Source organism: Aeromicrobium phoceense, assembly GCF_013868155.1.
Lineage (GTDB): Bacteria > Actinomycetota > Actinomycetes > Propionibacteriales > Nocardioidaceae > Aeromicrobium > Aeromicrobium phoceense.
This window is the reverse complement of sequence record NZ_JACEOG010000001.1, coordinates 950,245-963,176: the sequence shown is the minus strand read 5'-3', so window position 1 is coordinate 963,176 and position 12,932 is coordinate 950,245. Positions and strand designations below refer to the sequence as shown.

Genomic DNA, 12,932 nt, shown 5'->3' with positions numbered 1-12,932 from the left:
TGCTTCAGTCCTGCGTGGTCGGCTGCTCGGTGGCCTCGGCGGCGGCGCCGGGGTCGACGACGCCCACCACGGCCGGCCGCAGGACGCGGTCGCCGACGCGGTAGCCGGTGCGCATCACCTGCGCGATGCTCTGCACCGCCACGTTCGGGTCCTCACCCGCGTGGAAGACGGCCTCGTGCAGGTTCGGGTCGAACGGCTCGCCGGCCTCGCCGAACGAGACCAGGTCGAACTTGCCCACCGTGCCGCGCAGCTGGTCGGCCACGGCCTTGAAGCCGCCGGTCAGCTCACCGTGCTCCTCGGCGCGGCCGAGGTCGTCGAGCACCGTCAGCAGCTCCGTGAGGACCTTCTGCTTGCCCGTCTCGACCGCGCGGACGCGATCGTCCTCGACCCGTCGCTTGTAGTTGATGAACTCCGCCTGCTTGCGCTGGAGGTCGTTCGTCAGCTCGGCGACCTTCGCCTCGAGCTCGGCGACCGGGTCAGGAGCGACCTCCTCGGAGGCCTGCTCCTGCTCCGCGCCGGCGGCGGGCGCCTCCCCCTCGGGGGAGGTCGCCTCGTCGCCGAACGGCTTCTCGGTCACTTCTGCTCACCCTCGTCATCGACGATCTCGGCCTCGACGACGTCGTCGTCATCGGCCGGGGCGTCGCCGGTCGGGGCAGCGCCCTCGGCGCCGGCCTCGGCCGCGGCGGCGGCGTACATCGCCTCGCCCATCTTCGAGCTGGACGTGCCGAGCTTCGTCACGGCCGCCTGGATGGCGTCGGTGTCGTCACCCTCGAGGGCCGACTTCAGCGCGTCGACGTCGCCCTGGACCTCGGTCTTGACGTCGTCGCCGACCTTGTCGCCGTTCTCGGCCAGGAACTTCTCGGTCGAGTGGACGAGCGTCTCGGCCTGGTTGCGGACCTCGACGGACTCGCGGCGCTTGCGGTCCTCCTCGGCGTACTGCTCGGCGTCCTTGACCATCTTGTCGATGTCGTCCTTCGACAGCGCGGAGCCGCCGGTGATCGTCATCGACTGCTCCTTGCCGGTTCCGCGGTCCTTCGCCGAGACGTTCACGATGCCGTTGGCGTCGATGTCGAACGTGACCTCGATCTGCGGGACGCCGCGAGGCGCAGGCGGGAGGCCGGTGAGCTCGAACGTGGCCAGCAGCTGGTTGCCGGCGGCCATCTCGCGCTCGCCCTGGTAGACCTGGATCGCCACGGACGGCTGGTTGTCGTCGGCCGTCGTGAAGACCTCGGAGCGCTTGGTCGGGATCGTCGTGTTGCGCTCGATGAGCTTCGTCATGACGCCGCCCTTGGTCTCGATGCCCAGCGACAGCGGGGTCACGTCGAGCAGCAGGACGTCCTTGACCTCGCCCTTCAGCACGCCGGCCTGCAGGCTGGCGCCGATGGCGACGACCTCGTCGGGGTTGACGCCCTTGTTGGGCTCCTGGCCACCGGTGAGGCTCTTCACGAGCTCGGAGACCGCGGGCATGCGGGTGGAGCCGCCCACCAGCACGACGTGGTCGATCTCCTTGACGGTGACGCCCGCGTCACGGATGACGTTGTTGAACGGCGCCTTCGTGCGCTCGAGCAGGTCGGCGGTGATCTTCTCGAACTCGGCGCGGGTCAGCGTCTCGTCGAGGAAGACGGGGTTGCCGTCGACGACCGTGATGTAGGGCAGGTTGATCGACGTCGAGGACGAGCTGGACAGCTCGATCTTCGCGCGCTCGGCGGCCTCGCGGATGCGGGGCATCGCCATCTTGTCCTTGGTCAGGTCGACGCCGGTGGACGCCTTGAACTTGTTGACCAGCCAGTCGACGACCGCGTTGTCCCAGTCGTCGCCGCCGAGGTGGTTGTCACCGCTGGTGGCCTTGACCTCGATGACGCCGTCGCCGATCTCGAGCAGGGACACGTCGAACGTGCCGCCGCCGAGGTCGAACACCAGGATCGTCTGGTCGTCGCCCTTGTCCAGGCCGTAGGCCAGCGCGGCCGCGGTGGGCTCGTTGATGATGCGGCTGACGTTGAGGCCCGCGATCTCGCCGGCCTCCTTGGTGGCCTGGCGCTGGTGGTCGTTGAAGTACGCCGGCACGGTGATGACCGCGTCGGTGACCGGCTCGCCCAGGTAGGCCTCGGCGTCGCGCTTGAGCTTCTGCAGCACGAACGCGCTGATCTGCTGGGGGTTGAACTTCTTGCCGTCGATCTCCACCGACCAGTCCGTGCCCATGTGGCGCTTGACCGAGCGGATGGTGCGGTCGACGTTGGTGACGCCCTGACGCTTGGCGACCTCGCCGGTCAGGACTTCACCGTCCTTCGCGAACGCGACGACGGACGGGGTGGTGCGAGCGCCTTCGGCGTTCGCGATGACGGTGGGCTCTCCACCTTCGAGCACGGCCACGACGGAGTTCGTCGTGCCGAGGTCGATGCCGACTGCACGGGCCATGGTTCCTCCTGGGGATCGCAGTGTCTCTGCTTGAAATCTGTGCCTTGAAAACTGTGGGTCAAAAGACTTGAGTCATACGTTATCAACTTCGATCAAGCCCGTTCCATTCCCCCTCCCGCCTTCGATCTGCAGGACCAGACCCTGGTCTGACGACGCGCGTCCGGGGCGCCCCTAGGCTCGGGCCCATGGAGGACAGCCGGATCGCGCCCGCGGGGCCGTGGCGCCTGGGCCCGCGCGCGACGCGGCTCTTCGACCTCGCCCTCGCCTCGGCGCTGGTGCTGCCGTCCTTCCCGTTCGCCGTGCTGGCGGGGCAGTCGCTGTGGGCGCTGACGCTCTCGCTGCTGCAGACCGTGCCACTGTTCTGGCGCCGGCGGCACTCCGCCCTGGTGTTCGGGTTCGTCGCCGCGGCCAGCGTGCTGCAGGCCGCGACCTACGACATCCCGACGTGGGGACAGGTCGCCTTCCCGGCCGCGCTGTACGCCCTCGCGCGGTACAGCTCGGGCCGGGCGGCCCTCGTGGGCCTCGGCGTGGGCATCTGCGGAGCGGCCGTCGCCTCGTGGGTGTGGACCTCCTCGTCGATCGCCGCGTACCCGCCGGGCCTGGAGTACGTCGACTACGACATCGGGCTGGACGACCTGTCGCCCTACTTCTTCAGCATCGCCGCGATCGTCCTGGCCGCGTGGGCGCTCGGCAGCCAGGCACGGATCCGGCGGGCCTACGAGGCGAGCCTGGTGGAGCGTGGGCGGCAGCTGGCGCTCGAGGCCGAGCAGCGTGCGGTGCTGGCCGCCGCCGAGGAGCGCACCCGGATCGCCCGCGAGATGCACGACGTCGTCGCGCACGGCCTTTCCGTGGTGATCGTGCAGGCCGACGGCGCGCGGTACGCGGCAGCGAAGGATCCACAGGTCGCAGTCGAGACCCTCGGCGCCGTCGCGTCGGTCGGCCGCGACGCGCTCACCGAGATGCGGCGGCTGCTCGGGCTCCTGCGTGGCACCGAGGACCCCGCGCTCACGCCGCAGCCACGGCTCGAGGACATCCCCTCACTCGTCACGGCGGACGACAGGGTCGAGCTCGACCTCCCCGACCCCGTCCCCTCGGTGCCGGCAGGCGTCGCGCTGACCGCCTACCGCCTCGTGCAGGAGTCCCTGACCAACGTCCGCAAGCACGCGGGCCCGCAGGCGCGTGCGGTCGTGCGCCTCGCGGCGAGCGACGACGCCCTGGACATCGAGGTCGTCGACGACGGCCGCGGCTCCTCCGCCGACGGCTCCGGCGGCCTCGGCCTGCTGGGCATGCGCGAGCGGGTGGAGGTCCACGACGGCACGCTCGAGGTCGGGCCCGCGCCCGGCGGCGGATGGGCCGTGCGTGCGAGGATCCCCACGTGATCCGGGTGGCGCTCGTCGACGACCAGCAGATGGTGCGCGCCGGGTTCCGCATGCTCGTGGAGAGCCAGGACGACCTCACGGTGGTGGGTGAGGCCGGCGACGGCGAGGAGGCGCTGCGGCTGCTCGCGGAGGTGGAGGCCGACGTCGTCCTGATGGACGTGCGCATGCCCCGCCTCGACGGCGTGGAGGCCACGCGCCGGATCGCGCCCGGCGACGACGGCCCCCGCGTCATCGTGCTGACCACCTTCGACCTCGACGAGTACGCGTTCGCCGCGCTCCGCGCCGGGGCCTCGGCCTTCCTGCTGAAGGACGCCGCTCCCCCGGACCTGCTCGCGGCGATCCGCGCGGTCCACGCCGGCGACGCCGTGGTCGCCCCCTCGACCACCCGGCGACTGCTCGACCACTTCCTCGCGGCACCGTCCGCCCCACGGGCCTCGGCCGCCGCCGACCGGCGCCTGTCCGGCGTCACGGAGCGCGAGCGCGAGGTCCTCGGCCTGATCGCCCGCGGCCTGAGCAACCCCGAGATCGCCTCGACGCTCGTCGTGTCGGAGGCGACGGTCAAGACGCACGTGAGCCGACTGCTCGCGAAGACCGGGTCGCGCGACCGCGTGCACCTCGTGCTGCTGGCCTTCGAGGCGGGCCTCGTCGGCTGACCGTACATTCACAGCCCGCGGCGATCCACGAGCCATTCGACGGATGACTTCGCGCCGACCCATGCCCCAGCTTCGACATCGCCCCACGACGCCAGCTCTTTCGCAGCCCGAAGGTCGGACAGCAGGTTGCGCCGATGAATCGGCTCATGGTGCGCGGCTCTGTTGCGCACGATCGTCAGGCTCGTCAGGCGATCTTCCACCTGGCGGCGCCTCTCACGCAGGTCGGCATGGCCTTGGGGAAAGGCCCGATGGAGGGCGGGCACCCACAGACTCGCGTGGTAGCGCCTGGCCACGAGGTACCGCCAGAAGCCGAAGCTCAACTCAGCGACGACCTTCCCGTGGACAACAGGTTCGCGCCCTCGCTTCGAGGCACGCTCACGCGCCTTCACGATGTCGCGCCGACCTCGCTGGTCCAGCGGCGCAAGGTCGAACCACGGACCTTTGCCGCGCGCCGCGGCCCACTCGGCCAACCGTTCATCGAGGGCGTTGCGCACGATGACCTCAACCATCCCGGTCGTGGCCATGAGCGAAGCCGAGGCCTCGACGTTCCACTCGTAGAGGCGGATGGCTTCGCCGAGGTCCGGCGTGACCGCCAGGTACGAGCTCAGTCGCTCATGGGTCAGGAGCCCGGCGATCCGCACGTCATTCCACGCCTCGTCAGCGTCGATTGACATGTCTCACCCCCTCCGTATAGTTGCTCGGGAAGACCCCGGAACGATCCCTGGTTCACGCCACATCGCCGGGGTTTCGCCATTCCCCTCCGGCTTCCCGTCCGCTGGCGCGCGCGGCGAGCCTCGGACACGAGACCGACATGCCCGACGCCCCGCGTCATACCGTGGGCGGACGCCGAAGATCCGCCCGTGAGGCGACGCCCCGGGCCCCGGCCCGGAAATAGCGTCGAGGCATGACTTCGACCTCCCTTCCCGGCGCCGCCACCGAGCGCGGCGTCATGCCTGCCGCGTCCGTGCGCGGCCTGTCCAAGACCTACGGCCACGGCGACACCACGGTGCACGCGCTGCGCTCCGTCGACCTCGACCTGGCGCCCGGCCGGTTCACCGCGATCATGGGCCCGTCCGGCTCGGGCAAGTCGACGCTGATGCACTGCCTCGCGGGTCTCGACCGCCCCACCGAGGGCACGGTCGCGATCGCGGGCACCGACATCACCGCGCTCGACGACGACCGGCTGACGCACTTCCGCCGCGACCACCTCGGCTTCGTGTTTCAAGCATTCAACCTGCTGCCGATGCTGACCGCGCGGCAGAACATCATGCTGCCGTTCGAGCTGGCCGGCCGCCGCCTCGAGCCGGGCGCCACCGAGCGGATCGAGCAGGTCATCGACGTCCTCGGGCTGCGCGACCGACTCGACCACCGCCCCGGCGAGCTCTCGGGCGGTCAGCAGCAGCGCGTCGCGATCGCCCGGGCGCTCGCCGCGGACGCCGACGTGGTCTTCGCCGACGAGCCCACCGGCAACCTCGACAGCACCGCGTCCTCCGAGGTGCTGTCCTACCTGCGCCGCAGCGTCATCGAGATGGGCCACACGGTCGTCATGGTCACGCACGAGCTCGACGCGGCCGCCTACGCCGACGACGTCGTCGTGCTGGCCGACGGTCGCGTCAGGGCCCACCTCGACACCCCCTCGCGCGACGAGATCGTCCACGCCCTCGAGGGCGGTGCCCGATGAGGACCGTCCTGTTCGCGTCGCTGCGGACCCACACCCGGCGCTACGTCTCGGCGCTCGTCGCCGTGTCGATCGCGGTGGCGTTCGTCGTCGTGATCGACGCCATCGGCTCGGGCGCGCGCAGCGGCATCGCCGCGAGTGTGGAGGCGGCCTACCCGGAGGCCGACCTCGTCGTGGGCGAGGAGTACGGGATCGCCGAGTCCGATCCCGACCGCGTCCTGCGGGTGGCCGAGAGCCGGGGCGACCGGGCCGCCGTGATCGCCTCCACGTGGACCACGGTGGAAGGGCCCGAGGGAACGATCGGGGACGACGTCCGCGTCGGCACCGTCGCGCTCGATCCGCAGCTGCGCTCGCAGGAGATCTCGAGCGGCCGCGCCCCGAGCTCCGACCGCGAGGCGCTCGTCTCCACCGACACCGCGAAGGCGGAAGGCATCGCCCTCGGCGACACCCTGACCGTGGGGGTCGGCCGCGAGACGGTGGACGTCACCGTCGTCGGCCTCGCCGGCTCCTCGAGCTACCTCGACGCGGACGTCGACATCACGTGGCCGGCCATGGCCGCGGTCGGCCTGGCGATTCCCGACGCCGTCGCCTACGACGTGCGCGACGACGTGGCCGGGGCGCAGGAGGCGCTCACCGCGGTGACCGAGTCGCCGGTGCAGACTCGCGACGAGTACGTGGACGCCCGCATCGTGCTGATGAACCAGGGCGCCGACGTCCTGTCCTACCTGCTGCTGCTCTTCGCGGCGATCGCCGGCTTCGTGGCCGTGCTCGTCATCGCGAACACCTTCACGATCCTGTTCGCCCAGCGCAGCCGTGACTTCGCCCTGCTGCGTTGCGTCGGCGCCACGGGCCGCCAGGTCCTGAGGTCGGTGCGCGCCGAGGCGCTCGTGCTGGCGCTCGTCGCCGGGGCGACCGGCGTCGTGGCGGGCATCGTCACGGGACGGCTGCTCGGCTGGCTGATCCGCGCCTTTGCCGGAGAGGAGGCCTTCGGGCCCGTCAGCCACTCCCCGACCTGGCTCGTGGCCGCGTTCGTCGGCGGCGTGCTCACGACGATCGTCGCGGCCTGGCTGCCGACGCGCGCCGTGGTGCGCGTCAGCCCACTCGCGGCCCTGCGGCCCGCCGCGGACCCGACCGCCCGCACGACCGCGGGCCGGGTCCGCATCGCCGTCGGCGTCCTGACGACGCTTGCGGGATTCGCGGCGCTCGGCCTGGCCGTGTGGGGGTCCTCGATGCCGCTGATGCTGGCCGGCGGGATGGCATCGTTCATCGGCGTGCTGCTGCTCGGGCCCGTCGTCGTGCCGCGGCTGCTGCGGCTCTTCGGACGGGTCGGCCGCGCGGGCGGGCCGTTCCGGGTCGCCGCGGCCAACGCCGTGCGTCACCCGCGCCGCAGTGCCGCGACCACGGCGTCGCTGCTCGTCGGCGTCACGCTGGCGACGGCGATCCTCACCGGCATGGCCAGCGCCCGCGACGCCGTCACGACCGAGATGGACGCCGAGTACCCCGTCGACTTCGCCGTCAGCGGAGCCCGCGCCTTCGACCCCGACCTGGTCGAGGCGGTGCGCGGGGTCCCTGACGTCGCCGACGTCCGGGGCGTGAAGGGTGCGACGGTCGCGTCGGAGGCCGGACGGCTCACGGTGATCGCCGCGAGCGAGGCCGACCGGGCCGCGACGCTGGACCCGGCCGCCATCAGCCCGAAGGGCGACGAGGTGCTCATCCCGGCCGCGGTGGCCCAGGAGTTCGCCGACGGCGTGCCGGAGGAGCTCACCCTGCGGACCGGCGACGGCGCGGTCACCCTCGCGACCCGCGTCGTCGGCTCGGAGTGGGGTCAGGCGGCGATCGTCCCGACTGAGGCCCTCGAGCAGGTGGCACCGGACGCCGCTGTGCGCGTGCTCTGGGTCCTGGCCGAGGACGGCGCCGACGCGGACGACCTCGCCGGAGCACTCGGGGCACTCACCCGCGACGCGGACGGCGAGGTGGCCAACAACCTGAAGGACCAGCAGTGGGTCGCCACGCAGCTGGACGTGCTGGTGTGGGCGGTCCTCGGACTGCTGGGCGTCGGCATCCTCATCGCCCTGGTGGGGATCGCGAACACCGTCGGGCTCTCCATCCTGGAGCGGTCCCGCGAGCACGCCCTGATGCGTGCCCTCGGGCTGACCCGCCGTGGCCTCAGCCGCGTGCTGGCCGCCGAGGGGATGCTGCTGGCGCTCGTCGCGTCGGTCATGGGAGTCGTGCTCGGCACGGTCTACGCGATGTTCGGTGTGGCCACGGTGGTGGCCGACGTCATGCCCGACGCGCGCCTCGTGGTGCCGTGGGGCCAGCTGGCCGCCGTGCTGGTCGTCGCGACGGCCGCCGGGCTGGCCGCGGCCACCCTCCCGGCCCGCCGGGGCGCGCGGGTCATGCCGGCCGAGGGGCTGACGCTCGACTGAGTCGCGCCCGCCACTCCCCCGGTTCGGCGAGTGGCGCAGATTCGCCCGCCACTCACCGAGTGGCGGGCGTCTTTGCGCCACTCGGCGTCAGGGACCCTGGATCAGCGGGCCCAGCGCAGCTCACCGGGAGCGCCGACCGGCACCTGCGGGTCCCGTGGGGGCACGGCGGGGAGCCGGCGGTAGGGCTCGCCGAGCGCCGGCCGGGCGTCGGGCTCGCCGCGATTGGGCCAGAGCGACAGCGCGCGCTCGGCCTGCGCGGTGATCGTCAGCGAGGGGTTCACGCCGAGGTTGGCGCTGATCGTCGATCCGTCGACCACGTGCAGGCCGGGGTGCCCGAAGAGTCGCTGGTACGGGTCGACCACGCCCTCCTCGGGCGTCGCTCCGATGACACAGCCGCCGATGAAGTGGGCCGTGACCGGCACGCCCACCAGGTCGGCCACCGAGCCTCCGGCCACGCCGCCCACGCGCCGGGCGAGGCTCCTGGCCACGCGGTGCGAGACGGGGATCCACTCGGGATTCGGCTCGCCGATCCCCTCGCGCGTGGTCATTCGCAGGCCCCACGGACGGCGCCGGAGGAAGGTCGTGACCGAGTTGTCGAGGGTCTGCATCGTCAGGATCACGATCGACTGCTCGGCCCAGCGCCGCGGGTCGTGGAGGCGGAACGCTCTCCGCACGCCCAGCCGACGGTAGGTCCGCAGCGTGGCGCGCCACCGCGGCATCCCCTCGACCGGATCGACCAGGTGCGCGTTGAGCAGCCCGATCAGCCCGGAGCCGGGGCCGTACCGGACGGGCTCGACGTGCGTCTGCGGGTCGGGATGGAAGGACGAGGTGATCGCGAGCCCCGGCGTGTGGTCGGCGCGGCGGTCGCCGTCGCGCGCGGACAGCACGGACTCGGAGTTGGTGCGCGCCAGCGTGCCAAGCAGCGGCGAGATCCGGGGCAGCGAGCGGCGCCGCAGGCGGTGGAGCAGGTCCTGCGTGTTGAGCGAGTTGCCCGAGAAGACCACCTGCTCGGCGGTGAGGCCACCCCGCTTCCACGGGGTCCCGGTCCCTCGAGTGGACACCCGGTAGCCGCGTCCGCGCGGGCGCACGTCGGTCACGGTCGTCAGCGGGCGGACCTCGGCCCCGGCCTGCTCGGCCAAGTGCAGGTAGTTCTTCACGAGGGTGTTCTTCGCGCCGATCCGGCACCCCGTCAGGCAGGCGCCGCACTGGGTGCACGACGTGCGGTCCGGGCCCCGGCCTCCGAAGAACGGATCGGCCAGCGGCAGGGAGGGCCGGTCGGCGAACAGCACGCCGACGTCGGCCGGGTGCACCGTCTCGGCCACGCCCAGCTCGTCGGCGACCTCGGCCAACAACCGGTCGGCCGCCGTCGAGCCGGGGTAGGTGACGACGCCCAGCATCCGCCTCGCCTGGTCGAAGTGCGGCTCCAGCTCGGCCCTCCAATCGGTGATGTGGGCCCAGCGCGAGTCCTGGAAGTACTCGTCGCCCGGCTGGTAGAGCGTGTTGGCGTAGACCAGCGAGCCGCCGCCCACGCCCACGCCGCTGGCGATGAGCACGTCACGCAGCGGGGTGAGCCGCAGGATCCCGAAGCACCGGGCCCACGGCGCCCACAGGTAGCGGCGCACGTCCCACGACGAGGTGGCGAACTCGGCGTCGGCGAACCGGCGGCCGGCCTCGAGCACGACGACGGAGTAGCCCTTCTCGCGCAGCCGCAGTGCCGTGACGCTGCCGCCGAACCCGGATCCGACGATCGCCACGTCGTAGTCGAAATCGCTCACGCGACCTCACCGTAGGGGACTGTTGACAGGTTGCCAATAGGCCGCCGAGACTGGCCCATGACCTCCGCGGCGCGCACCCGCCTCGCCCCCGACTTCCGGCGCCGGTCGATCCTCGACGCCGCGGCCGTGCTCTACGCCTCCCGCCCGTACGATCAGGTCTCGACCACCGAGCTGGCCCGCGCGGCGGGCGTGACGCGCGGCCTCGTCCACCACTACTTCGGCAGCAAGCGCGCGCTGTTCCTGGCGGTCATGCGCGAGTCGGTGCAGATGCCCGAGGCCGCGCTCCCCGACCTCTCCGGCCTGCCGCTGCCCGAGCGCGTGAGCCGCACGATCGACTGGATCCTGGACGCGGCGACCACCTACGGGCAGGCGTGGGTCGCGGCCTCAGGAGCGGCGAACCTCCACGGCCCCTCCGACGTCCAGGCGATCGTCGACGAGGCCGACGACCGCGCTGCCCGCCTCGTGCTCGACGCGCTGGCGCTGCCCGACGACGCCGCCCTGCGCGCGCGGCTCCGCCCTGTGGCGGCCTACGTGAAGGCGCTCTGCCGCGAGTGGCTGGTGCAGGGCACGCTCGAGCGCGAGGACGTCCACGCCGACGTGTGCGCGGCCGTCCTCACGGTGACGGCGCCATGACGTCGATCGGGATCATCGGCACCGGCTTCGGCGGCATCGGCACGGCGGTCGAGCTGCTCACGCACGGGTACGACGACGTGCGGCTGTGGGAGCGGGCCGACGAGCTCGGCGGCGTGTGGCGCGACAACACCTACCCGGGCTCGGGCTGCGACGTGCCGGCCCCGCTCTACTCCTTCTCCTTCGCGCCGAGCGACCGGTGGTCGCGCCGCTACCCCGTGCAGGCCGAGATTCTCACCTACCTGCGCGACGTCGCCGACCGGTTCGGCGTCGCCCCGCGGTGCCGCTTCGGCGCGCGAGTCGTGTCCGCGCACCGGGACGCGAGCGGCTGGCGCGTCGCCTTCGACGACGGCACCGCCGAGACCGTCGACGTCCTCGTGAGCGCGGTGGGCCAGTTGTCCGAGCCGAGTGCGCCCCGGGTCCCGGGCTGGGAGTCCTTCGCCGGACCGGTGCTGCACGCCGGCTCGTGGGACGCCTCGGTGGACCTCGCCGGTCAACGCGTGGCCGTGGTGGGCACGGGCGCGTCCGCCGTGCAGCTGGTGCCGCGGCTGGCCGAGGTCGCGCGCGAGCTCGTCGTGGTGCAGCGGTCCGCCCAGCACGTGCTGCCGAAGCTCGACGGCGCCTACCCGGCCTGGTACCGCGACCTCGCCGCCCGCGAACGGCGGCCGATCGACTGGATCACCCAGCAGTTCTCGCGTGGGCTCGATCCGGAGTCGGGGGTCGCCACGTTCATCGAGCGCCTGGCCGCCACGCACCGCCGCGTGCAGGTGCGCGACGCGGGCCTGCGGCGCGACCTCGTCCCGCGCCACCAGGTGGGCTGCAAGCGGATCCTGTTCTCCAACGAGTACTACCCCGCCCTGACGCGCGACCACGTGCGCCTCGTGCCGCACGCGCTCACCGAGGTGCGCCCGGAGTCGGTCCGCACCGCCGACGGCACCTGGCACGCCGTGGACGCGATCTGCTTCGCCACCGGTTTCGACACGCAGGACTTCCTGCACGGGATCGAGGTCACCGGTCCGGGTGGCAGTCTCCACGAGCAGTGGCGCGACGGCGCTCGCGCGCACCTCGGCATCCACGTGCCGGGCTTCCCGAACCTCTTCCTGGCCTACGGCCCCAACACCAACCTCGGCGGCGGGTCGATCATCACGATGCTCGAGGCGCAGTCGCGTCACATCCGCGCCACGCTCGACCGGATGCGGGACCGCGGAGCGCACGAGGTCCAGGCCCGGCCCGAGGCGGAGCAGCGGTGGGACGCGCGGGTGCAGGACCAGCTCGCGCGGTCGGCCTGGGCGTCGTGCTCCAGCTGGTACCGCCATCCCGAGACCGGTCGCATCACCTCGAACTGGCCCGGCGGCACGTGGGCGTACGAGAGCGTGGTCTCGCAGGTGCACGACGAGGACTTCGCGTGGGCCTGAGGCGCCCTCCGGGAGGTTGAGCCGGGCGGGGACAATGGAGGCATGTCCCCCCGCCGCCTGTTCCGCACCGTCGCCGTCGCCGAGGCCATCACCTGGGCCCTGCTGCTGACGGGCATGTTCCTCAAGTACGTCACCGAGACCACCGAGCTGGGGGTGCGGATCGGCGGCATGCTGCACGGCGTCGTCTTCGTGGCCTACGTGGTCACCACCGTGGTCGTCGCGATCGACGCGCAGTGGAGCCTCAAGCGCTCGGCGCTCGGCCTGCTCGCCGCCGTGCCGCCGTTCTTCACGATCTGGTTCGACGTCGTCAGCGAGCGCCAGGGCGCGCTGCCCGAGCGGTGGCGCCTGACGACCGGCGAGCCGGCCGGCACCCTTGACCGCCTCGTCGCGTGGCTCGTGCGCAAGCCCCTGCAGGGCCTGGCCGTCGGCGTGCTGGCCGTCGTGGCCCTCACCGGCGCGGCCCTCGTGGTGGGCCCGCCCACCAGCTGACCCCCGCGGACCCGCGCACGCCCCACTTTTGTGACGGGAGTCGGCCGGATCGAGGCTCAGAAGCCGAAGGGC

Annotated in this window: 11 protein-coding genes; 7 read left to right on the top strand and 4 right to left on the bottom strand. The window is 72.5% G+C overall.

The genetic code is table 11. The annotated features are described in order from the left end of the window. Window positions 1-4 precede the first annotated feature (4 nt). Window positions 5-577: a nucleotide exchange factor GrpE gene (locus H1W00_RS04575; protein WP_181754032.1), complete on the bottom strand. Its 573-nt coding sequence runs from the start codon at window positions 575-577 to the stop codon at window positions 5-7. Next, window positions 574-2,415 (bottom strand): molecular chaperone DnaK, encoded by a 1,842-nt coding sequence (gene dnaK / locus H1W00_RS04570; protein WP_181754031.1) that lies wholly within the window; start codon window positions 2,413-2,415, stop codon window positions 574-576. The genes H1W00_RS04575 and dnaK overlap by 4 nt, the downstream gene beginning before the upstream one ends. Before the next feature lie 185 nt (window positions 2,416-2,600). On the opposite strand from dnaK, the gene H1W00_RS04565 reads away from it, so the two are divergent. Both H1W00_RS04565 and H1W00_RS04560 read left to right on the top strand, forming a co-directional pair. Next, on the top strand, window positions 2,601-3,794 hold the full coding sequence (locus H1W00_RS04565; RefSeq protein ID WP_181754023.1) for a sensor histidine kinase: 1,194 nt from the start codon (window positions 2,601-2,603) through the stop codon (window positions 3,792-3,794). After that, window positions 3,764-4,447, top strand: coding sequence for a response regulator (locus H1W00_RS04560; protein ID WP_181754021.1), 684 nt, complete (start codon window positions 3,764-3,766; stop codon window positions 4,445-4,447). The genes H1W00_RS04565 and H1W00_RS04560 overlap by 31 nt, the downstream gene beginning before the upstream one ends. Before the next feature lie 8 nt (window positions 4,448-4,455). On the opposite strand, the gene H1W00_RS04555 is transcribed toward H1W00_RS04560, so the two are convergent. Beyond that, entirely contained in the window at window positions 4,456-5,121 is a 666-nt protein-coding gene (locus H1W00_RS04555; RefSeq protein WP_181754019.1) for a hypothetical protein, read from the bottom strand. A gap of 230 nt (window positions 5,122-5,351) precedes the next feature. Between H1W00_RS04555 and H1W00_RS04550 the strand changes: the two genes are divergently transcribed. Next, window positions 5,352-6,128: an ABC transporter ATP-binding protein gene (locus H1W00_RS04550; protein WP_181754017.1), complete on the top strand. Its 777-nt coding sequence runs from the start codon at window positions 5,352-5,354 to the stop codon at window positions 6,126-6,128. Continuing rightward, window positions 6,125-8,551: an ABC transporter permease gene (locus H1W00_RS04545; protein WP_181754015.1), complete on the top strand. Its 2,427-nt coding sequence runs from the start codon at window positions 6,125-6,127 to the stop codon at window positions 8,549-8,551. The genes H1W00_RS04550 and H1W00_RS04545 overlap by 4 nt, the downstream gene beginning before the upstream one ends. A 101-nt stretch (window positions 8,552-8,652) precedes the next feature. Here H1W00_RS04545 and H1W00_RS04540 read toward each other — a convergent pair whose 3' ends face one another. Further along, complete coding sequence (locus H1W00_RS04540) at window positions 8,653-10,326, bottom strand: FAD-dependent oxidoreductase (protein WP_181754014.1); 1,674 nt, start codon at window positions 10,324-10,326, stop codon at window positions 8,653-8,655. A 57-nt stretch (window positions 10,327-10,383) separates the two neighbouring features. On the opposite strand from H1W00_RS04540, the gene H1W00_RS04535 reads away from it, so the two are divergent. Genes H1W00_RS04535 through H1W00_RS04525 form a run of 3 tightly spaced genes read left to right on the top strand, consistent with a single transcriptional unit; the run spans window position 10,384 to window position 12,860 of the window. Further along, on the top strand, window positions 10,384-10,959 hold the full coding sequence (locus H1W00_RS04535; RefSeq protein WP_181754012.1) for a TetR/AcrR family transcriptional regulator: 576 nt from the start codon (window positions 10,384-10,386) through the stop codon (window positions 10,957-10,959). Next, window positions 10,956-12,371, top strand: coding sequence for a flavin-containing monooxygenase (locus H1W00_RS04530; RefSeq protein ID WP_181754010.1), 1,416 nt, complete (start codon window positions 10,956-10,958; stop codon window positions 12,369-12,371). The genes H1W00_RS04535 and H1W00_RS04530 overlap by 4 nt, the downstream gene beginning before the upstream one ends. 42 nt (window positions 12,372-12,413) lie before the next feature. Beyond that, window positions 12,414-12,860 carry a DUF3817 domain-containing protein gene (locus tag H1W00_RS04525; RefSeq protein WP_181754008.1) on the top strand — a complete coding sequence of 149 codons (447 nt, stop codon included), beginning with the start codon at window positions 12,414-12,416 and terminating at the stop codon, window positions 12,858-12,860. Window positions 12,861-12,932 lie beyond the last annotated feature (72 nt).

Excerpts from the sequence above, each read along its gene's own strand:
- H1W00_RS04535 (WP_181754012.1), top strand. The coding sequence starts at position 10,384 with ATGACCTCCGCGGCGCGCACCCGCCTCGCCCCCGACTTCCGGCGCCGG.
- H1W00_RS04550 (WP_181754017.1), top strand. The coding sequence starts at position 5,352 with ATGACTTCGACCTCCCTTCCCGGCGCCGCCACCGAGCGCGGCGTCATG.
- H1W00_RS04560 (WP_181754021.1), top strand. The coding sequence starts at position 3,764 with ATGGGCCGTGCGTGCGAGGATCCCCACGTGATCCGGGTGGCGCTCGTC.
- H1W00_RS04525 (WP_181754008.1), top strand. The coding sequence starts at position 12,414 with ATGTCCCCCCGCCGCCTGTTCCGCACCGTCGCCGTCGCCGAGGCCATC.
- H1W00_RS04555 (WP_181754019.1), bottom strand. The coding sequence starts at position 5,121 with ATGTCAATCGACGCTGACGAGGCGTGGAATGACGTGCGGATCGCCGGG.
- H1W00_RS04545 (WP_181754015.1), top strand. The coding sequence starts at position 6,125 with ATGAGGACCGTCCTGTTCGCGTCGCTGCGGACCCACACCCGGCGCTAC.
- H1W00_RS04565 (WP_181754023.1), top strand. The coding sequence starts at position 2,601 with ATGGAGGACAGCCGGATCGCGCCCGCGGGGCCGTGGCGCCTGGGCCCG.
- dnaK (WP_181754031.1), bottom strand. The coding sequence starts at position 2,415 with ATGGCCCGTGCAGTCGGCATCGACCTCGGCACGACGAACTCCGTCGTG.
- H1W00_RS04530 (WP_181754010.1), top strand. The coding sequence starts at position 10,956 with ATGACGTCGATCGGGATCATCGGCACCGGCTTCGGCGGCATCGGCACG.